The sequence below is a fragment of the Cohnella baijiui genome (assembly GCF_020731285.1).
In the GTDB taxonomy this organism is placed as follows: Bacteria; Bacillota; Bacilli; order Paenibacillales; family Paenibacillaceae; genus Cohnella.
Genome location: NZ_JAJFOW010000022.1, coordinates 1 through 19,738 on the forward strand (window position 1 = coordinate 1; position 19,738 = coordinate 19,738).

A 19,738-nucleotide genomic window follows, 5' to 3' on the forward strand; every position below is an offset into this window, starting at 1 on the left:
GACGCAGTTGCAGGAGAACAAGCAAAGGATGTCACTTTGTTTGCAAAATTTCTGCCTCTGCCTACGAAAAAACGGAAAATAGGCTCGCTGGCACCCGTTACCTATTGTAAACTCCCCTTTTTACCCAAATAGCGTCGCTCACAACCGTTAGAGTTTTCGCAAGCTTTTGCGCACTCGCATCTACTCCTCTGGTTAAGCACCGATTTCGGTTTGAGGCGGAATTCTCGTTAATCCCCGGGTAGCATGCGATGAAATAAAAACAGCAGTTCAAAACTTTGAACTGCTGCTCTTTGTTGCGTACCGCCGCTTACCGCGGCGGAGGTGTGGCGCCCGCAGCCGAAACCGGCCGCTTGCGCGCCAGATAGTCGTCGATCTGGCGCTGGGCTTCGGCTATGATCTTGTCCAGGCCGCTGTTTTTCTGCAATTGGATATAGTCTGCCAGCGCCTTCTGCGGATCCGCGACCGTGCCGAGCTCGATCGCCGCCACGTACGTCTCGACATTGCGGTCCCGCAGGAGGAGCTCGTCGCGGATGCGGTCTTCGGAGATGAAGAGGCCGTCGATCGGCGAGTTGACGTTGTTGGGCTCGTTCGCGAACGCCTCCTCCTTCAGCCAGAAGTCCTTGCCATAGGTCGGCGTCGGCCGCATGAACTGCGGCTTCCAGAATCCCCATTGACCGCCCCACTCCATATAGTTGCTCGTAGGCGTGCTCATCCCTTCGGGGTAGGACACCGAGCCGTCCGGCTGCAGGAGGTACGTTTTGCCCTCGATACCGTATTGGACGAGGTCGTACAGCTTGCGGTCCGTTTCCAGCAGATCGAGAAACCGCAGCGCGAGATCCGGATGCTCGGCGTTGCGGTTGATCGCGATGACGTTCGCCAGCGGCGTGCGGTTCACCACCTTGCGGTCCGGATAGAGCAGCGAGCTCATCTGCTCGAACGACGGATCGCTGAAGCCTTGGTTCGCGTTCACCCACTCGTGCGACTGCGCCGTAAACAGCATGTTGCCATTCCGCCACAGAGAGGCGCCGTCCTCCTTGTCGAGCAAAATGTCCCGGTTCAAAATGCCCGCGTCGTACCACTTTTTCGCCATGATGGCGGCTTCGAGATAAAACGGCTGCTGCTCCACCGGCTGGATGCGCACGTGCGGATCGTTCAAGTAGAAGCCCATGCCGTGAAAGCCGAGGTCCACCCACTCGTCCCGCAGCTTGTAAATATCCCGAGGCACCGTGCGGGAAAGCTTGGCGTCGGGATAAGCCTTTTTCAACGCCATCAGAAAGGCATCCACGTCCTCGATCGTGCGAATCGAGCCGGACGCGGGATTTAGCCCTGCCTTCTTGGCCAGATCCGAGCGCCACTGCGCATAGAAACGTTGATTCATCTTCATCGTCCACGGCAGTCCCGTGATGTTGCCGTCGATCATCGCGGCCTCCAGCGTCCCCTGCTGCATGTATTTCTCGTACAGGTGGGGAGCGTATAGCGGCAGCAGGTCGTTTAAGATCAGATAGGCGCCTTTGGCGGCCATCTGCTTGTAGGACAGCCAATCCCCGTCGAAGTTCAGGTCCCACCGGTCTCCGGAGGCGGACTTGACCATCATCTTGTCCTTGTAGTCGCCGATCGGGATGAAGTGGACGTCGAACCGGACGTTCAGCCCTTTGCTGCGCGCATAATCGCCGATGGCCGCCCACACTTCGTCCGTGGCCGCTTTCTTTTCCCCGCTGAAGTAAAAGCGCAGCAGCACCGGTTCTTCGGACGTGCCGCCCCGCCCGGGAGAGGCGGGTCCGGCCTTTTCTCCCTTTTCGCAGGCCGTGACGGAGACCAGCAGGAGCAGGCACAACGGTACGAACAGCCAAGCGTATCCTCTTCTAGTCAATGCTTGCCGCCGCCTCTCCCTCCGCTTCTTCATCCTTCAGCACGGGATGTCGGAGCGTAATCTTGGTGCCGCGGCCCGGACCCGTGTCGATCTGCAGCTTGTAGCGTTCCCCGAAATACAGCTTGAGGCGGTCGTTCACGTTGCGCAGGCCGACTCCGCGCCGCCTTGCGCCTGCGGGCTCCGTTCCGGCGTCCGTATCCAGCGCCAGGCGGGCGAGCGTCTCCTCCGGAATGCCGTGGCCGTTGTCGACGATCTCGATGACGATATCCTGGCCTTCGCGGCGGCCGGACAATAGAATCTTGCCCTTCTCGAAGTTGTCGCGCACGCTGTGCTGGATCGCGTTTTCCACGAGCGGTTGAAGCAGCAGCCGCAGGAACGGCAGCGCCAGCGTCTCCTCCTCGAAGACAGTGATGATCCGCACGGGCTGCCCCATTCGCGCCTGCTCGATCTGGACGTAGGCCTTCACTTGCTCGATCTCGCGGCCGAGCGTCGTAATTTCCTTGCCTTGATTGAGACTCAGACGGAGCAGGTTCCCGAGCGCGGATACCATCTCGCCGATGTCGCTGCGCCCGTGATTTTCCGCCTTCCAGCGGATCGACTCGAGCGTGTTGTACAGGAAGTGCGGGTTGATCTGGTGGCTCAGCACCTGAAATTCAAGTTCTTTCTTCTTCCGTTCCGACCGGGACGCCTCTTCGATCAAGCCTTCGATCTTCTGCGCGAGGCTGCCGAAGCCCCGGTACAGCCACCCGACCTCGTCCTGCCTCGTCAGCCAAGGAAACGCCGGCTGAAAGCTGCCCGACTCGAACTTGCGCATCAGGCGGACGAGCTTCACGATCGGCTGCGTAAAGTACACCGTAATATAGAAGACGACGCCCAGGCAGCAGATCAGATAGACGATCAGGAAAATGACGAGCAGCCGGTTGATCTCCTCGATCGTGCCCGTCAGCTCGTGGAGCGGCGTCAGGCTGACCAGCACCCACGGCTCGCTGTCCATCCGCTGATAGGTCGCCAGATGCGTCGCGCCGTCGATCGAGATGGACTCGGCGCCCTCGGTTCCTTTTCGGATGTCGTCGATGAACCTCTCGGAAGGCATCGGACGTCCGGTCCACGCGTTGTCCGACGTATCGTACAGGACCAGGCCTTCCTCGTCCAGCAGCAGCAGCTTCTGGCCGTCCATCCGGTCGGACGGCGAGATGAACCGCTTTAGCTGGTCTTCCGACAGATCGGTCGCGACGATGCCGCGTGGAAGCTGATCGTGCAGGCCCGAAAACCGCTTCACGTACGTCAGCAGCGGCTTGGCGTACAAGCCTTGCCGGGGCATCGAGAGGTGCCAGGTCGGCACGATCGTCCGGAGCGATCGCCGGAACCACGCCTCGTCCTCGACCGCCGTCGATTCGCCGATCGTATTCATATAAGTCGAATACGTCCGCGGCGCGATCGGATAAACGTGCACCCGAAACGCGTCGATCAGCGGCGTGTTCTGATAGAGCACCGTAAGCAGATTGACCGTGAACGCTTCTTCGTCCTCGGCCGTCTCCGGCCTATTTTCCAGCAGCTCCTGCAGCCGCTTATTGCCGATCAAATCGTTAACCTGGTCGTTCATGCGGTCCAGGTAGATTTCGAAATTCTTTTTCGTCTGCTGCAAATAGCTCATCGAGATCGTCGTATTGGCGTTCGAGATGCCCTCGATCGACTTGATGTGCGCGTAATAGGCGAAGATCAGAAACGGGACGATGATAATCATGAAGAAGATGAGGATCATTCGGTTCCGGAACGAGGACAAGAGCCGCAGCGAAATTTTAGTCATCCGCGATGCCCTGCAGCCTGCGGTATTCCTTTGGCGTGCAACCCGCCTGCTTTTTGAACAGCTTCGTAAAATGAACGGGGTCCTTGTACCCGACCTCGGACGCGACTTGATAAATTTTGTATTGAACTTGTCCCAGCATTTTGCGCGCCCGCTCCATGCGAACGTCCGTCAAATACTCGAGGAACGTCTTGCGCTTCTCTTTTTTGAACAGCTTGCTGAGCCAAACGGGCGTGACGTGCACTTCCGCAGCCACGCTCTGCAGCGTCAGGCTTTCCGCGTAGTGCGCCCGAATGAACTTGTCCGCCTCCTGGATGATTTGGCTGGACGACGCGGCGTGGCTGCGGAAATTCCGGGCCATATCCAGCAGGAACCGCTCGGTCTGGGCGCGCAGCGATTCGAGCGTATCGAACTGCTCCAGCTGCTCCCAAAGGCCGATCGGATTTTTTTCCCAGCTGCGGTCCGTCCAACCGAGGGCGGAAGCTTTCTTGAACAGGGAAAGCAGCCATTCGAACAGCTTCTGCTGAATGTCCCGCGTCTGCGAAAGCTGCCAGCTCTGCACCATCTCGACGAAGCGGTCCATCGCAGCGGCGATATCCTCGTCCGTCCCATACCTCGCCAGATCCAGCACCTCGTCGAGATTGCGGATCGACGGGTTGTCCGGGTCGGCGTCTCCCTCCCACCCCTGGCTCGTCAGCAGACGGTTGCCGCCGTAGACGGCTTTCTGTTCGAGGATGTCGCCGGCCTCGACGAACCGCTCGTGCAGCTGATGGAAGCGGCCCGGCGCGGTGCTGAGCGCGATGCTGACCTTCACCTTCACGTAATCGTTGATGCGGCGGATGCACACCTGCGCCATTTCTTTGCACGCCTCCATCCGATCCGGGGTTTTGCAGCTCATCACCGCGATCCAGCGGTGCTTGGCGTCGGCGTAAAGCGCGAAGGGAGACGGGTACTCCTCCTCTAGCGTTTGTTTGACAACGTTTCCAATTCCGAAGACGATAAGGCCGATCTCCCGGGAAGAGCCGGTGCGGTTGCCGATCGCCTTCAGATCGTCCACCTCGATAACCATGACCGCCATTCGGTCCCACAGCATCCATTCCAGCTGCAGCGTCTGCAGCCGGTGCGAAATCCGCGCCTCGCGGTACGGATTGTGCTCGGACTCCGCCAGTTCCCGCAGCAGATCCTCGCGCATTTTCGGAATCGCATTTTGCACATGGTCGTTCAGCAGCAGCTGATTGGCTTTGGCGAGCCGTTCCTGCTCGAGCTCGTCGGCCGCTTTGCGCAGCACGTCCCCGAGCTCCGTCGTATTAATCGGTTTCAGCACGTAGTCCATCGCGCCGAGCTTCATCGCTTGACGAACCATCTCGAAATCGTCGTATCCGCTGACGACGATCGACCGCCACGAATAGGACGCCTCGGCCGCCAGCGCCTGAATGAACGCCAGGCCGGACATTCGCTTCATCTTAATATCGGTTACGATCAGCTCGGGCAGCAACGTCCGAGCGGCCTCCAAGGCGGTGTCCCCGTCGTCCGCCGTGATCACGTCGTCCACTCCGTAGTTCGACCAAGGGATCTTGGTCCGCAACCCTTCCCGAATCTCCAGCTCGTCATCCACGATGAGCACGCGCACCTGAATCTCCCACCCTTTTTCTTCGAGGATCAGACCATAGGGGCCCCTAACAAGAGTGTAGAGTCATCTGCGCGATTCGCGCAATGTGTGGATCTTAGCCAATTCTGGGTCGATTCTAGCCAATCGTCTTACCGACCGTCTAAAAAGCCAATAACGGCACGGAAAAGTTTGCGAATCTCCTCTTGCGGACGCAAGCGGTCGATCGCTGCTCCCTCCATGGAAAAAAGCCCCGCATCACAATAACAAATGGAGGTTGAGGTCATTTTTTTTCGATGAAAATCGGTTCTGCGCTGGGGTCATCAAATGAACGTAAGCGGTCCAACCTAACCCACCTGTTTTAGAGGAACAGCATATGATAAACTAAACAGAATCGGTTAGTCTTCCGTCTTTCATACGGATGACACGATCTGTTGCCCATTGAAGCGGTTATCTTTACCAATGGCGAACGTTCCCGCTATCGTGACCACTTCCTCTCCAATCAGGTTCTCCTCTTTGCCCCCGCCTTTCAGTAAACGAAGCGGAATCTGATCGCCTACTCGGTACGTGCCTTTCAATGTATCATCCACGAGAACGACAGACGCTTGATCACTCATGGCCTGAAATACTTCTGCATCGGTCTGAAATTGCGGCGCACGGGAAGTGAGCGGTAATTGATAACCTTCCCCTAGCCACTTTCCCCACACAACTTGCGAATATGCCCATTTGTTACCATTCGTAGGGGGTGTTACTTCTGTAAGATCAACTGCATTTCCCTGGCTTCATCATGATTCCCGCTGTGCACGGAAACCACCTGAGACACGTAGGGAAGACTGGCAATATTTCTGGTTTGAAGTCTCGTCTTAACCTTTTTAATTTGAGCCTCGGATAACTCAAGTCCGACACGCGGGTAAATCTCTGTACCAATTACACCAAAGTGTTTTTCTTCCCATAGTGATTTACTATGTGTAATCGAAGAAATGACAAAATAACAAGAAAAAATCAGAACGACACCAATAGACCCTATTCATACGGCGAGTAGCGTTTGCCGTATCTGGGCTTTGAAATTTCCGGCTCCCATTTTCCAAAATATGCCCATAGTAGAGCCAACTCTCTCTTAGGGGCGCTTATCATCTTCGTCCCCTTAATACAGACATCAAATAGTAGATCTAAAGATGCACTTACGTTTTCGTAAACCAATCTCTTGAGTTAGGATCGACTGGATCAAGCCGTTGGTTATCGGGCGCAAGAACTGGCTGTTTGCAAATACGCCGCGCCAGCCATGGCTAGCGCAGCGATTTGTATCTCTTTGAGCAATTTCCTAAGTGTTAGGCTTCGCTAAGCGTCGCCCGCTTCTTGCGTTTGTCCCAATGCATCTTCAAGTCGAATTGCTCGCAGAATGACTGCAGGGACACGAGAGGTCCATCGCCTTGATCGCTCATGATGACCTTGGGGAACGTTATGGTCTTGCCTTGGACGGTTAAGACGGAACGAGGATCGCGGCCATCGATCTCCGAATTGCCGTATGCGTACAAGGCATTCAGGAAGTCGTCCGGCGTTTTGTCCGAGCGACCGCCGTTGATGCGATATGCTTTGCGGTTCAGGGGGGTATCGATGCCCGACTCGGTCGTAAACGTCAGATCGATCCCCAGCTCCTTCACGATTTCGAGCAGATCGGCGTTGTACTTTCCGTAAGGAAAAGCCAGCGCCCCGTACGTATTGCCGAGTTCCTCGCGCAGCCGCTTTTCGGCCAGCGCCAGATCCGCGGTTACCCGCTGCCGGTACTCCTCGGCCGTTTCCTTCCGGGCTTCCTTCTTCATATAAAGCCTGCCGACGGTGAGAGGCTTCTTGCCGCCCTTTTCGTTGACGACACCCATCCCGTGCATGTCGTAAGTATGGCTCATGAATGACATGCCCGACCGCTTCATTTCGCGCATCTGCTCCCAATGCAGCTTTGGAATGCCGGGCTTGGCGTGATCGTCCACCCCGGAAACGATAATAAAGTTCACGGCGGGAAAGCCGTATTTCTTCAAGATCGGAAAGGCGATATCGTAGAACGATTCGTAGCCGTCGTCGAACGTGATGAGCACCGCGTTGTCCGGAACGGGCTTGCCGTTCAGCATAAAATCCCTGTACGCGTCCAACCCGATTACATGGTAGCCGTTATCCTTCAGCAGCTTCATCTGACCGTCGAACTGATCCGCGGAAATGATATCGTTCCGATTCGATTTGACCATGAGGTGATGGTACATCAGCACGGCGACGCGGTCGGTATAATGCCGGACCTCGGGCGGAGCGGACGATTCGGCCTTTGGCGGCGCGTCTTCCTTGAACGCTCGGTTCAAAAAGCTGAGCGGCACCATCAGGTCGCCGTCGATCCTTGCGGCTGCCGGCACCTCGTATATCTTGCCCTTCCAGCTGACGCTGATCGGCCCCGGGCCGGCTTTGGCCGGCGTTCTCAAGTTGAACAAGACGATGCCGACAATGATGCAGAACAATACGACGACTCCGATTCCATGTTTCTTTTGCATCGGTCATTCCAAGCCTCCTTGATGAACCCAGTATATCGGGCACATCTTAAAGGTGAAGCGGTCAATCCCTTATCAAACCCTTAAGTTTTGCTGAACAAAGGATCTTACAATCCGCTTGCGGCCATATTAGGTAAAGAACCCGGGAGATCGCCGCCTGTTAGACAGCGACTCGCCGGGTTCGGGAAATCAGATCAAATGAGATTAGCGATTCGGTTCGCCGTTGCGGCTGCGCATGCCCGCCAGGCCGATCAGACCCAGCAGACCGAGCCAGCCCCAGTTCGAGCCGCGGGTCGTGGTCGCTCTCGCCCGGTATACGCCGTCCGTCGTCGAACGGGCGCGATACGTGCCGTTCGTGTATGCATGGTTCGTATAGCCATTGTAGCCGTTCATGTTGTAGCCCGTCATGTTGTTGCCGGTCGTGTAGCCGTTCGGGGTGTAGCCGGGCGTGTTATACGCGTTGTATCCGTAGGTACTCGGCGTGTTGTTGTAGTAGCCCGTACCCGTCGTGGGGTACCCCGTTCCGGTCATGTTGAAGCTGCTTGGGGTCGGTGTAGGCGTAACGGTCGTCGTCGTGGTCGCCGCGAAGGCGGGAACCGCAAGAACTAAGGACAAGCAAGTACCGGCTGCCAGCGTGCCAATCGTTTTTTTCAAGTTGCGAACCTCCCTAGGTGTGATGGCCTTGGTGATGATTTGAGTTCGCTAATTATCGTCTCCCGAATTCGCCGGAACATGCGCGCGAGCAGCCGTGAAACATTCCCTTCGCTGGCATTCGATACGCCTTATCAAGCGTCGTTGCGGGAATTTGTGCGATCCGAGTCTTGGACCGCGGCGGCAATGGCGAGATTGACGCGTTGGCGCGTCTCCAGCAGCCATTCCGCGCTGCCCGGATAACGCGAGAAGGTTAGCTGCCCCTTCTCCAGCCCTTCCGTCAGCGCGTCGAGCGCCGCTTGCCTGCCGCGCAGCGAACCCAGCAGTTCGAGCGCCCGAACGTCCTGCAGCGCCTCGCGGAACACTTCCCACCGCAGCGAATCGATCGGACCGTCCGCGCCCGGATACACGACGAAGGCGTCGCCGGACGGGAACGCCCCGCCCGCGTCCGTCACCCGAAACGGATCGACCGATCGCAGCGAGTATTGCGTGTACCAGAAATTGAACCCCCAATGAAGAAAGCCTTGGATGCCGTGCTTGTATAATTGAAAGCCGATGATCCGGTTGCGTGCCGAAGGCAGGCTGAAAAAGCGGTTCGACACGTCTCGATGCTGCCCGACGCAGTAATACGTCCAAAGCGGCTCGACGTCATGCTCCAGAAACGGTTCGATATGATTCGTGGCCGGGACCGGCGTCGGAACGAGACCTTGTTCGTAAAAGGCATAATCGGACAGCGCTTCGAAAAACCGGTAGGCCGACAAATGACGGCGCAGCAACTCCCGCGCTTGCCGATAGGATGCGAGGTGCTCCAGAGAAGGTTCGTCCGACACGTGGAAGTAGCTGACATCCCCGATGCCCTGCTTTTCGATAAAGCGAACGAGTTCCGGCAGGAACCGATCCAAAAATCGGCGATACGACTCGCTCCCCGCATCCGTCTCCCAGCCGAAAATACGCTGCTCCTCGCCGTCGACCGTTGCCATGATTTTCGGCGCGTGCTTCGCTCCCCACTGCGTGAACAGATGCGAAAATTCAAAATAGCGGATGCCGATTTCCCTGCACATCCGGACCCAACGCTCGAGCCGGCCGAAGTCGAAGCGGTAGTCGTCCTCGCCGAACCGGGTAACGCCGATCAGCTGAACGGTCGGTCGCTCTCCCCCGACGGCCGTGTCGAGCGGCGGCGTGAACAGCGGCGTAAGCAGCATATTAACCCCGTGATCGACCGCGTTGCGGATAAAGCGTTCCAGCAGCCGCCAGTGCTCCTCGCTGAACGCCCCGACGCCGTATTGCGTCGCGATACAGTCGGCGTGGAACCACTCGGTGTGCTTCAACCGCTGTTCCGGCAGCTCTGCGGGCAGGATTGAAAGCGAGAACGTTTCGCTCCCGAGCCGCTCCCCGGATTCGTCCTCGAACGCGACCTCGATCGGGATCGCGCCTTCGGTCTTTCCGCCCAGCGACGCCTCTCCCTGCGCGCGGGACGGCAGCGCGATCGTCACCCAGACGGACCGCCATTGCCCGGGCAAGGCCCGGATCGCATCCGCCAACGGATAGAGCGGATCAGGGTACAGCCCGGGCGCCGTCCGCAGGTAGCCGGGATCCGGATCTTCCAGGACAGGCAGCTCGGATGGCGACAGCCCGACCTCCCTTACCGACACGTACGGCGCCAGCTCTGACTGGACGGAGATTTTCATGCGGGCGATCGCCCGGGAGGAACGATAGGCGACCTGGAAGGCGTACGTTTCTTTCCATAGCGCGGTGGCGGCAGGAAATGGACGGTCCGCCGGCGCGGCGTCCGGGAACACCTTGGCCAGCGAACTGAGACAGCGGGTATCGAATGCGGTTTGGTTGTTTTCCATCGCATAACCCTCGTTTCATCTTTGGAATTCGATGCTTGTGCGCTTTCATCTTATCAAGGCGCCCGGTCGCCCTCAATCATAAGATGTTGGCCTATACTATCGCAATATTGATCTTTCATTCAAAGATCCGTTCTCTTCCTGCCATTCCGAACCGCGCAAAGTCTATGATATAGTGAAGGAAACGTTTTGAAGCCAGACATCTGAGCTATAAGCAGGTTTACATTCATAGGTCCGTTGGAAAGGAGGCGGCGCGACTTGCTCGCTCCCGGTTCGTTCGCGTTTCGCTACGGCGAATCGCTGCCCTTTATGCTGCTGGATTCGATCGGATGGCAGAGCGCCGACTCCCCCGCCTATGCCAACGACGGCCTCTCTCGGACGGATGCGGGTCACCTCATCTTCCAATTCACGCTGAACGGAGAAGGTGCGATCAACCTGGACGGCGTTACGCATCAGCTGAAGCCGGGAACGGCGTTCCTTGTGACGAGTCCCAGCCCTCATCGCTACTACTATGCGGGGCAGAATGGCGAGCCCTGGGAGTTCGTCTGGCTGAACGCCAAAGGAGAAGATGCCCTGCGGCTATGGAGCCGGATCGTCGAGCGGACCGGCCCGCTGCTCGCCCTCTCGCCGGCCAGCCTGCCGATCGAGCGCTTTTGGGCGCTGTACCGGGCCGTGTCCGAGGAGAGGGTGTCCGATCCGGCCACGCTCTCCTCGCAGTTGTATGCGTGGATGCTGTCGCTGTTCGAACCGGTTCGCTCCGCGGTCAGGCCCGACCGGACGGCGCCCGCGCCGCTCGATAAGGCCAAGCGGTATATGCAAGCCCACTACGCGGAAGACGTTTCGCTGGAGGATATCGCGGCTTACAGCGGCGTTTCGCGCGCGTACCTCTGCCGGCTCTTTCAGCGCAAGCTAGGCGTTTCGCCGCTCGAATACTTGCGCAGGCGGCGCGTCGAAGCGGCCGTCACGATGCTCAGGCGAACGGATCTGAGCGCCCAGGAGATCGGCCGCCGATGCGGCTTCGAGAGCGCCAGCTATTTCGGTCAAGTGTTCCGCCAGTACCTCGGTCTCTCTCCCGGCGTCTATCGGCGCAGCAGTGCGAGTCATCCGTTCGACACGCTGTTCCTGGAGTAAACGGGGTGATTACAGCCGCGAGCCTCCGCTCGCGTCGATCACTTGTCCGGTCACCCAACGACCGTCTTCCGAAGCCAGGAACGCGGCGATGTCCGCGATATCCGCGGGCTGCGCCCAGCGGCCGAAAGCGGAAAAACCGGCGGCAAACTGCCGACCGATCGGATCGGACAGCAGATCGGCGTTCATATCGGTCTCGACGAAACCCGGCGCAAGCGCGTTTACGGTAATCTGGCGAGGGCCCAACTGCTGCGCCAGCACGTACGTCAGCGTATTGACCGCGCCCTTGGTGACGCTGTACCCCAGCAGGTTCGGCAGGGCGATGCGCGTGACGGCCGACGAGAGGTTCAGGATTCGCCCGCCGTCGCGAAGCCGGGAGAGCGCCTCCCGGATGACGAAGATCGGCCCCTTGACGTGAAGCGCCCACACCTCGTCGAGCGAAGCCTCCGTCGTCTCCTCGATCGACAGCTGCTGGCCGATGCCGGCATTGTTCACGAGGATATCCAGACCGGCATGTCCGAAGCGCTGGTGCAGCTCGCCGTCCAGCCGGCCGAACAGCGCCCGGATGTCGGCGACCGACGTCAAGTCGGCCCCGATCGCGAACGCGGCGCCCCCCTGCTCCCGGATCGTGCGGACGACCTCTTCCGCCGCGGTCTTGCTTTTGCCGTAATGGACCGCGACGGCTGCGCCGTCCTTCGCCAGGCGCAGCGCGATCCCCCTTCCGATGCCCCGGCTGGCTCCGGTGACGAGCGCAACTTTTCCCTTTAACTTTTCCATGCGTGCTCAGCTCCTTTTCGAAGATCGTATAAGTTGTACCATAGGCGAATTTTCGAAATGTTGCGATGACATCGGGGATCCTCCCGTTGGCGTTTCGAGATGTTGCGTTCTTATTCAAAAAGAGCCTCCTTTTCCGCCCGCAAAGGGGAAAAGGAGGCTCTTGTTCGAACTAGGTGCACTGCTCGGTCAGATACGTCTTAACGGGCGGCGGTTCGTACGCCAGACAGCGATCGAGCAGCTTGGCCGGATCGGACTCGACGATCGCGAGCCCGCGGTACCGCTCCTGCAGGAATTGCTCCTGCGCCATGTGGTCGAACATCGCGACCAGCGGGTCGTAATAGCCGTTCGCATTCAGAATGCCGCAGGGCTTGCGGTGAAGCCCGAGCTGGGCCCACGTGAAAATCTCGAAAAACTCCTCGAGCGTGCCCGCGCCGCCTGGCATCGTAACGAAACCGTCCGCGCGCTCGGCCATCAACGCCTTGCGCTCGTGCATCGAATCGACCAAAATGAGCTCGGAGAGCCCCCTGTGCGCGATCTCGCGATCCTGCAGGAATCGGGGCAGCACCCCGACGACCCGGCCTCCCCCTTCCAGGACGGCATCCGCGACCGCGCCCATGAGCCCGACGTTCGCGCCGCCATACACCAGCGTCATCCCGCGCCGCGCGATCTCCGCGCCGAGCCGCCCGGCCTCCGCCCGGTAGATGTCCGAAGCGCCGTTGCCGGATCCGCAAAATACGGCTACGTATTTCACCATTCCTCGCCTCCTTCCCTCTTCACCGTTCGATTATAGCGGAAATTCGGGTTTCGCAAAACCTGTCCCGAACGCGCCGCCCCCAATTCGGCTCCTTCCGGATCGAGCATCCGTACGGCAGCACGGCAGGCGGGTAGGATGTCGTCGCGGGCCGGAAGAGGGATCCACTCTACATAAAAAACGGCTTCTATCCAGGATAGAAGCCGCTGCGCAGGCCCAAGAGGGCTTGGCCAATTGCGGACCAAACGAAATCAGGAGACGACGAATTGAACGACGAGGGGCGTTCCGGGGTCGAGTGCGTCGCCTCCCGGGATCGTTATGGTCGTGGTTGTAACGGTGGACGTGTCCGCCGTTTGCATGATGCCGTTGATATACAGGTTGTAATAATTGTACGTTGCCGGAAATGCCGTCGCGGTTGTACCGGCATCGCTGGTGAAGGCCGTGGCGGCAATCGCGAACGTCGCGCCGGTTCCCGTTCCCGCGCTGATGGTGGACGTAAACCGTCTGCTGTTTTGATACGGCGTTACGATTGGCATGGTTCCTCACCTCCCTTCCCTGTTAATCATGTGCAATAGGGCTGGTAGAAGTGAGGGCGAGTCTAACAAAATGTACTAGGGTACAACGTTAGCGGTCAGCTGTACCGATTCGAGAACGATCGGCGTCCCGGCATAGAGGGTAACGTTTTGGGGCGGAAAAACCAACGCGTCCGTACGGGCTAGATACGAACTTTCGGGCTGCAAGATTCCGTTGATATAAAGATTGTCGTAGCTGTTGCCCTGCCCGATTCCGGCAAAGTCGGCGGCCGGGCTCCCCGCGTCGTTCGTAAATTGGGTGGCCGGCACCGTGATCGATGCCGACAAATCCAGATCGGCGGCCGGGAAAAAGAAATAACGGTTAACGGCCGTCGTGATGGCGACTGCGGGGACGAAAACGATCCCGGGAGGCCCTTGCGGACCGATGGGTCCTGCCGGTCCTTCGGGGCCCTGCAAGCCTTGGGCGCCTTGGGCGCCTTGGATGCCCGGCATCCCTGCCGGACCCGGAATGCCCGGCGCTCCAGGTGCCCCTGCCGGGCCGGGAATCCCTTGCGGGCCTACCAAACCCGCTCCAGGTGCCCCTGCCGGGCCGGGATTCCCTTGCGGGCCTACCAAACCTTGCAGCCCTCCCGGGCCTGCCGGACCCTGCTCGCCTTGCGGGCCGGACGGCGTCGAACCGCGAAGCCTAAGCCGTCTCTTGGCCGGATGGATCGGGCGGCATTTGGCGCGTCGGTAGGGGCGTTTGTTCCTGCAAAGCTCGAGCTGCCCCGAACGCCGGCGATTCCGTCTGCGTTTCAAGCGTCCGCTCCTTTGTCTGCTGCGCGCGGCGTCCCTTTTTGGCGGACACTTCAATCGAGCCACTCTCCTTCGGGGATAAGGTACGTATACCCTATTCATATGCATTGCGCATATACGGAGAGTGGACGCCTCGTTACTTGGGCGAATCGGCGATCGATCGGGGACCTGCCTCGTTCCACTCCCCCCCGATATATCTCTCCCCCCATTCGCACATCAGGACGATGATCGTCTGCAGGGATTTGCCGATCTCGCTCAATTTGTACAAAAGCCGCTTGACGGACAGATCACTGATGGCGTTCAAGCGTTCAAGCTGTTCAAGCTGTTCAAGCTGTTCAAGTCGGCTTAAAGCTTTCCGATAGCAGATCGTTACCCGGTTTGAACGGACATCGCGGCGGGAATCCACGAACCTCCTCCTATCGCCGCAAAAACCGCCATCCAAGGAGATCTTCCTCCGGATGGCGGTTTATTTTCGTTCGAAAGCGCCCGGCGGCACTCCTCGCGGTCATCGCCAAGATCATTCGGTACCTCCCATCCTTACTTACAAAATAGTGCGTTCTTCTCAAAAGACCCGATCTCCCCCATACTACCCTTATGACCCGCCGGTTACCGCCGCACGCCTGTCCCGCCGGCGGGACGCGATCCAACCCGTAGTTTGAATTCCATGATGATATCGGAGGTCTCAACATGTACATTTACCTTCTTTTCGTTCACCTGGTCGCCGCCGTGATGGGGCTGGGGGCCGCATTCGGATTCCCGATCGTCCTCAAAAGCGCGAAAACCGTCTCGCAAGCGAAATTCGCGCTGGCACTGCTCCACAAGCTCGAAATGCTGCCGAAGATCGGCAGCCTGCTGCTGCTCGCCACGGGGTTGTGGCTCGGATTTCTGGAGCCATACCTGTTCGAGGAAGTTTGGTTCATCGGCTCGATCGTTCTTTTTCTCGCCGCCATGGTCATCGTGGCGGGCATCCTTCCCCGGAAAGCGAAAAAACAAAGCGAATTGCTGGCATCCGCGCAAGGGGAGCAGCTTCCGTCCGAATACAAGGCGATCGCCGCGCAGTCCGCGAGGCTGGAGAGCGTTACGCATGCAATCGCGTTTATCCTGATCCTGTTGATGGTATTCAAGCCGTTTTAGCCGGTTTGGACCGACATCCAAGTAAAACCGGCTTCGCCGTCTTCTCGTACGGCGGCACGTTTTTACTTGGATGTCATTCAGAAATGGATAGGGGTACAACTTATACATTCTGTATGACGAAAAAACCTCCATCCGCAGGAACTTCACCGGCGGGGGCGGGCTTTCCGAACCGAGTTGTGCAGAAAATCCGCATAACTCCCGGCGGAGGCGGGCTTTCCGTACCGAGTTGTGCGGAAAAACCGCATAACTCCCGGCGGGAGCGGGCTTTCCGCACCGAGTTGTGCGGAAAATCCGCATATCTCTCGGCAGGGTCGGGCTTTCCGCACCGAGTTGTGCGGAAAAACCGCGTAACTCCCAGCGGCGTCGGGCTTTCCGCACCGAGTTGTGCGGAAAAACCGCGTAACTCCCAGCGGCGTCGGGCTTTCCGCACCGAGTTGTGCGGAAAAACCGCATAACTCCCTCCTGCTCCTGACGTTCAAGGAGCGAGGAAACAACAAAAGGTTCAAATACCGCGACGGAAACGAAAAAACGCGCGCACAATCAAAACGACCGCCTTCCCCAAGGGAAAACGGTCGTTTTGCGATTGCGCCCCTATTCGCGTCAAAACGGATTGACAACGTGGTAGAACACGTTCGGCGAAGCCATGCGGTAGTAGTAGCTGCACCAGCCGACGCCCCGCTTGTTGAACCGGTTGGCGGAGCTGTAGACGAGCCGCTCCTGCTCCAGCTCCTCGAGGCGGTCGACGCGTCCCAGGGCGAAGTCGGACAGCCGCCGCGCCGCCGAGTCCAGCCGGCTCAGAACGCCGCCGTAGCGGATGTCGAGCACCTCCCAGCCGAACGGCTTAAACATCCTTAGCCACTGCGTCCGATGAGCGTCCCGCAGCTCGCGGACAGACTCCGCGATCGCGGGCAGCGTCTCGACCGCGGCGTGCTGCAGCGCATCGTAGTCTTTGGCATCGTAGGCCCGTTTCAGCGCGATGCCGAGCTCGCTCTTGCGCTTCAGCACGGCGCACAGCCGCTGCGGCACCTCGAGCAGGTCGTCCAGCGCCGCGCCAGGCGTACGATGCCGGCGAATGCGCTCCTCCAGCCGTGCATAGTGAGCGTTGAGACCCAGCCCTTCGATCTGCCGGTCGAACAAGCCGAGCAGCACGTCCTGGTAGAGCAGAAACTTCGACGGATTGCTTTGCATGCAATTGTCCGGCTCGGAGCCGGGTACCTCGTCCAGGTCCTTCAGCAGCAAGAACGCCTCGGCGTCGATCCCGGTGCAAAACTTCGCCCGCGCCGCGACCCTCGACCACTCGGGCTTGTCCGCCGAATACGCGTGCTCCGCGTAGAGCTGCAAGCCGAGCAGCGCCGCGAACGGGTTGCCCTCGTTGCCGTCGTCGCCCCACATCGTCGCGTACGCTTCGCGAATGCCTTCGCGCTTGCACACCTGCAAGGCGGCGTCCGACGCCTTCAGCGACAGGCCGTAGTTCACGCCGAATGTGTTGAAGATCCAGACCGCGCCGGCGAAGACGAGCTTGCCGCCGAGCGGCCGGTGGTTCGCGATCTGCCGCTCGTAATCCGCCTCGTCCGGATGTACGTAGTCCCAGTACACCATCGAGACGTCTTGCGGGATGCGGCGGGCCATCTCTTCGGGGATGGCCGTGTCCGCGTCGTAGTACTCGCTGCCGTTCGCGGACGCGAGCTTCAGGAACATATCGCTCCACATCATCGGTTCCAGCCCGCGGCTGCGCACGGCCGCCAGCACCTGGTCCAGATGGGCCGCCATGATGTCGAACCGGTCGGCGTAGCCGAAGCGGTCCAGATACTTGCCGCGGCCGAGCTCCTCCGCTTCGTCCATGCCGATGTGGATGCGCCGGCTGCGGAACGGGGCGCTGGCCGCGTCGATCATCCGTTCGATCAACGCGTCCGTCCGCCCGTCGCCGACGAGGAGGGCGCCCTTCGTGTCTCGGTAATGCTTGACCGGCTCCCACTTCAGGAACTCCTCCAGATGCGCGAGCGTCTGGATGCTCGGGAACGCCTCGATGCCGAACCGGTCCGCATAATCGTCGATCGCCTTCAGCTCCGCCTGCGTGTATCGCCCGCGCATGTAGCCGAAATAAGGCTCGCCCTCCACGGCGTACGTGTCTTCCATATACAGCATGACCGAATTCAGGCCCATCAGCGCCATTTTGTTCAGCAGCCGCTCGAACGCCGCCTGCGTCAGCACGCCGTTGCGGGACAGATCGAACATCGGGCCGATCCGGTCGAATTGCTGCATTTCCCGAAGATCGAACGGCTCGTCCGGCCGAGCGCCCAGCCGCTCCAGAAGCAAGCCGAGGCCGCGGAAAAATTGATGCTTGCGTCCGTAGCGGATATAAGCCTCGCCGTTCGCGAAGCCGACCTCGAGCGACATCAAGTCGCCCGACGCTTCCGCGCGGACGAGCATCCCTTCTCCCTCGGAGACCGCGATGCCGAGCTCCGCCGAGAGCGCCGCGACACCCGGCAGCAAGTCGGCCGCATCACCTGCCAGTCGCAGTTTCAACGCTGTTCCTCCCCCGTCGATTTCCTTTTTCGCGTTTGCGTTCGTTTACCCTTTCACCGCGCCCGCGACCATTCCCTGCATGATCGGCCGCTGGAAAATCAAATAGACGACGATCGTCGGGATGACGGCGATCGCCAAGGCGGCCATCGTCAGCTGATAGTCCGTCATGTACCCGGTGGCGAACATCGACAGGCTGAGCGGCAGCGTCTTGAGCGCGGGCTTGCTGATGAACACGAGCGCGAACGAAAAGTCGTTCCAGAAGCGCAGCACCGCCAGGATCCCGACCGTCGCCAGCGCCGGCGCGGACAGCGGCAGCATCATCTTGCCGAAGATGCCCCAATAGCCCATCCCGTCGATGAACGCCGCTTCCTCGATTTCCTTGGGGAACGTGTTCATGTATGCCTGGAGGATGAAAATCGCGATCGGCAGCTCGAACGCCGCATACGGGAAAATGAGGGCTCCGTACGTGTTCAGCAGATGCACCTTGTTCATGACGATGAAAAGCGGCACAAGCGTGCTGTGAATCGGGATGAGCATGCCAAGTAGGAATAGGCCCATCACCAGCAGCTTCAGCCGGAATTGAAAGCGGGACAGCACGTAGGCGGCGAGCGCGCCGATCGCGAGCGTCAGCACGAGCGATAGCGCCGTGACGACGACGGAGTTGAACATCGCGGTCCCCATGTCGGATACTTTCCACGCCCGGGAGAAGCTGTCCCAGTGCCAGCTCGTCGGGAGCTGGAACGGACGGGAATAAAACTCTTCGTTGGACTTCAGCGAGCTGACGAACAGCCAAAACAGCGGGTACAGCGTCACGAGCGCGTAGACGGTCATCAGGCCGTTCGTTACGCCGTTTCGCAGGTGGCGCAATTGCATGGACGATCCCCTCCTTACCGGTTGTCTCTCTTCATGAGATACTGGCTGCCGGCGATCAGTATGAGGCTGATCAAGATGATCGTCGTCGAGACGGCGCTGCCGTAGCCGAATCTATAGATAGAGAACGTGTTGTTGTACATGTAGGAGGCGAGCAGCTCGGTCGAGTGCGCGGGTCCCCCGCCGGTCATGATGTAGATCAGGTCGAACGCCTTGAGGCTGCCGGAAATGCAGAGCACGACGGCGACCTTGATCGTGTCCCAGATCAGCGGGAGCGTCACGGAAAACAGCTTGCGCGAGCCTTCGGCCCCGTCGATCTTGGCGGCGTCGTCCATCTCGCCCGGGATGTTCTGCAAAGCCGCGAGGAACATGATGAGATACGGCCCGATATAATTCCAGATGATCGGCACCATCAGCGAATACATGGAAACGTGCGGGTCGGACAGCCACTGCCGCTTCCACGAGCCCAGTCCGAGTCCGTCCAGCAGAAAGTTCAGAATGCCGATCTCGGGGTGATAGATGTACCCCCAGATGATGCCGACGACGACGGACGAAAGCACCATCGGCATGAAGACGGAGGTGCGGATGAACTTGTGAATCCAGCGGTTGCGGACGAGCAGGAGTGCGAGCACGAGCGCGATCGGCACCTGTCCGAAAACGGACGCGGCGACGATCAGCATGTTGTTTTTGAAGGCGCGCCAGAACACCGGGTCCTGGATCGCCTCGACATAGTTGCCGAAGCCGATGAACTTGGCCGCCCCGATTCCCTTCCAATCATAGAAGCCGTAGTAGGCGGACCAGAAGATCGGCACGATCACGAAAAAGACGAACAGGAGCAGCGCGGGGAGCAGCGCAATCGCGATGAATCCTCTAGCTCGGCCGGTAGACGTCATTACGCCCCCTCCCTTTCCTTCG

17 protein-coding genes are annotated in these 19,738 nt (G+C 59.3%); 2 read left to right on the forward strand and 15 right to left on the reverse strand.

Annotation, left to right across the window (positions count from 1 at the left end; translation table 11 throughout):
* Positions 1-307: 307 nt before the first annotated feature.
* The 7 genes from LKX83_RS18965 to LKX83_RS18995 form a co-directional block, all read right to left on the reverse strand.
* Positions 308-1,870, reverse strand: a complete 1,563-nt coding sequence (locus LKX83_RS18965; RefSeq protein ID WP_227883865.1) for a DUF3502 domain-containing protein — start codon at positions 1,868-1,870, stop codon at positions 308-310.
* Positions 1,863-3,677, reverse strand: a complete 1,815-nt coding sequence (locus tag LKX83_RS18970) for a sensor histidine kinase (RefSeq protein ID WP_227883866.1) — start codon at positions 3,675-3,677, stop codon at positions 1,863-1,865. Before LKX83_RS18970 ends, LKX83_RS18965 begins: the two co-directional genes overlap by 8 nt.
* A complete protein-coding gene (locus tag LKX83_RS18975) occupies positions 3,670-5,298 on the reverse strand; it encodes a response regulator (RefSeq protein ID WP_227883867.1) in 1,629 nt (542 codons plus the stop codon). The genes LKX83_RS18970 and LKX83_RS18975 overlap by 8 nt, the downstream gene beginning before the upstream one ends.
* A 395-nt stretch (positions 5,299-5,693) precedes the next feature.
* Positions 5,694-5,897: a hypothetical protein gene (locus tag LKX83_RS18980; protein WP_227883868.1), complete on the reverse strand. Its 204-nt coding sequence runs from the start codon at positions 5,895-5,897 to the stop codon at positions 5,694-5,696.
* A gap of 711 nt (positions 5,898-6,608) precedes the next feature.
* Positions 6,609-7,811 (reverse strand): polysaccharide deacetylase family protein, encoded by a 1,203-nt coding sequence (locus LKX83_RS18985; protein WP_227883869.1) that lies wholly within the window; start codon positions 7,809-7,811, stop codon positions 6,609-6,611.
* A gap of 201 nt (positions 7,812-8,012) precedes the next feature.
* Positions 8,013-8,462 carry a WGxxGxxG family protein gene (locus tag LKX83_RS18990; RefSeq protein WP_227883870.1) on the reverse strand — a complete coding sequence of 150 codons (450 nt, stop codon included), beginning with the start codon at positions 8,460-8,462 and terminating at the stop codon, positions 8,013-8,015.
* 131 nt (positions 8,463-8,593) lie between these two features.
* Positions 8,594-10,312, reverse strand: a complete 1,719-nt coding sequence (locus LKX83_RS18995; RefSeq protein ID WP_227883871.1) for a DUF4091 domain-containing protein — start codon at positions 10,310-10,312, stop codon at positions 8,594-8,596.
* 255 nt (positions 10,313-10,567) lie between these two features.
* Between LKX83_RS18995 and LKX83_RS19000 the strand changes: the two genes are divergently transcribed.
* Complete coding sequence (locus LKX83_RS19000; protein WP_227883872.1) at positions 10,568-11,440, forward strand: AraC family transcriptional regulator; 873 nt, start codon at positions 10,568-10,570, stop codon at positions 11,438-11,440.
* A gap of 9 nt (positions 11,441-11,449) precedes the next feature.
* Here LKX83_RS19000 and LKX83_RS19005 read toward each other — a convergent pair whose 3' ends face one another.
* The 5 genes from LKX83_RS19005 to LKX83_RS19030 form a co-directional block, all read right to left on the reverse strand.
* Positions 11,450-12,214 carry an SDR family oxidoreductase gene (locus LKX83_RS19005; protein ID WP_227883873.1) on the reverse strand — a complete coding sequence of 255 codons (765 nt, stop codon included), beginning with the start codon at positions 12,212-12,214 and terminating at the stop codon, positions 11,450-11,452.
* Positions 12,215-12,383: 169 nt separating this feature from the next.
* A complete protein-coding gene (locus LKX83_RS19010; protein ID WP_227883988.1) occupies positions 12,384-12,965 on the reverse strand; it encodes an LOG family protein in 582 nt (193 codons plus the stop codon).
* Between the two features lie 251 nt (positions 12,966-13,216).
* Positions 13,217-13,501, reverse strand: a complete 285-nt coding sequence (locus LKX83_RS19015) for a DUF4183 domain-containing protein (protein ID WP_227883874.1) — start codon at positions 13,499-13,501, stop codon at positions 13,217-13,219.
* A 75-nt stretch (positions 13,502-13,576) separates the two neighbouring features.
* Complete coding sequence (locus LKX83_RS34145) at positions 13,577-14,296, reverse strand: DUF4183 domain-containing protein (protein ID WP_304518339.1); 720 nt, start codon at positions 14,294-14,296, stop codon at positions 13,577-13,579.
* A 133-nt stretch (positions 14,297-14,429) separates the two neighbouring features.
* Positions 14,430-14,699 (reverse strand): winged helix-turn-helix transcriptional regulator, encoded by a 270-nt coding sequence (locus LKX83_RS19030; protein ID WP_227883876.1) that lies wholly within the window; start codon positions 14,697-14,699, stop codon positions 14,430-14,432.
* Between the two features lie 281 nt (positions 14,700-14,980).
* Here LKX83_RS19030 and LKX83_RS19035 point away from each other — a divergent pair, with 281 nt between their 5' ends.
* Positions 14,981-15,427 (forward strand): DUF2269 family protein, encoded by a 447-nt coding sequence (locus LKX83_RS19035; RefSeq protein WP_227883877.1) that lies wholly within the window; start codon positions 14,981-14,983, stop codon positions 15,425-15,427.
* A 600-nt stretch (positions 15,428-16,027) separates the two neighbouring features.
* Here the strand turns inward: LKX83_RS19035 and LKX83_RS19040 are convergent.
* From LKX83_RS19040 to LKX83_RS19050, 3 genes are read right to left on the reverse strand one after another with little or no spacing between them, the layout of a single operon-like run.
* Positions 16,028-17,953 (reverse strand): beta-N-acetylhexosaminidase, encoded by a 1,926-nt coding sequence (locus tag LKX83_RS19040; RefSeq protein ID WP_227883878.1) that lies wholly within the window; start codon positions 17,951-17,953, stop codon positions 16,028-16,030.
* Between the two features lie 45 nt (positions 17,954-17,998).
* Complete coding sequence (locus LKX83_RS19045; RefSeq protein WP_227883879.1) at positions 17,999-18,826, reverse strand: carbohydrate ABC transporter permease; 828 nt, start codon at positions 18,824-18,826, stop codon at positions 17,999-18,001.
* A gap of 14 nt (positions 18,827-18,840) precedes the next feature.
* Positions 18,841-19,716, reverse strand: coding sequence for a carbohydrate ABC transporter permease (locus LKX83_RS19050; protein WP_227883880.1), 876 nt, complete (start codon positions 19,714-19,716; stop codon positions 18,841-18,843).
* Positions 19,717-19,738: the final 22 nt, after the last annotated feature.

Excerpts from the sequence above, each read along its gene's own strand:
- LKX83_RS18980 (WP_227883868.1), bottom strand. The coding sequence starts at position 5,897 with ATGAGTGATCAAGCGTCTGTCGTTCTCGTGGATGATACATTGAAAGGC.
- LKX83_RS19035 (WP_227883877.1), top strand. The coding sequence starts at position 14,981 with ATGTACATTTACCTTCTTTTCGTTCACCTGGTCGCCGCCGTGATGGGG.
- LKX83_RS18995 (WP_227883871.1), bottom strand. The coding sequence starts at position 10,312 with ATGGAAAACAACCAAACCGCATTCGATACCCGCTGTCTCAGTTCGCTG.
- LKX83_RS19050 (WP_227883880.1), bottom strand. The coding sequence starts at position 19,716 with ATGACGTCTACCGGCCGAGCTAGAGGATTCATCGCGATTGCGCTGCTC.
- LKX83_RS19005 (WP_227883873.1), bottom strand. The coding sequence starts at position 12,214 with ATGGAAAAGTTAAAGGGAAAAGTTGCGCTCGTCACCGGAGCCAGCCGG.
- LKX83_RS18985 (WP_227883869.1), bottom strand. The coding sequence starts at position 7,811 with ATGCAAAAGAAACATGGAATCGGAGTCGTCGTATTGTTCTGCATCATT.
- LKX83_RS18970 (WP_227883866.1), bottom strand. The coding sequence starts at position 3,677 with ATGACTAAAATTTCGCTGCGGCTCTTGTCCTCGTTCCGGAACCGAATG.
- LKX83_RS19045 (WP_227883879.1), bottom strand. The coding sequence starts at position 18,826 with ATGCAATTGCGCCACCTGCGAAACGGCGTAACGAACGGCCTGATGACC.
- LKX83_RS19015 (WP_227883874.1), bottom strand. The coding sequence starts at position 13,501 with ATGCCAATCGTAACGCCGTATCAAAACAGCAGACGGTTTACGTCCACC.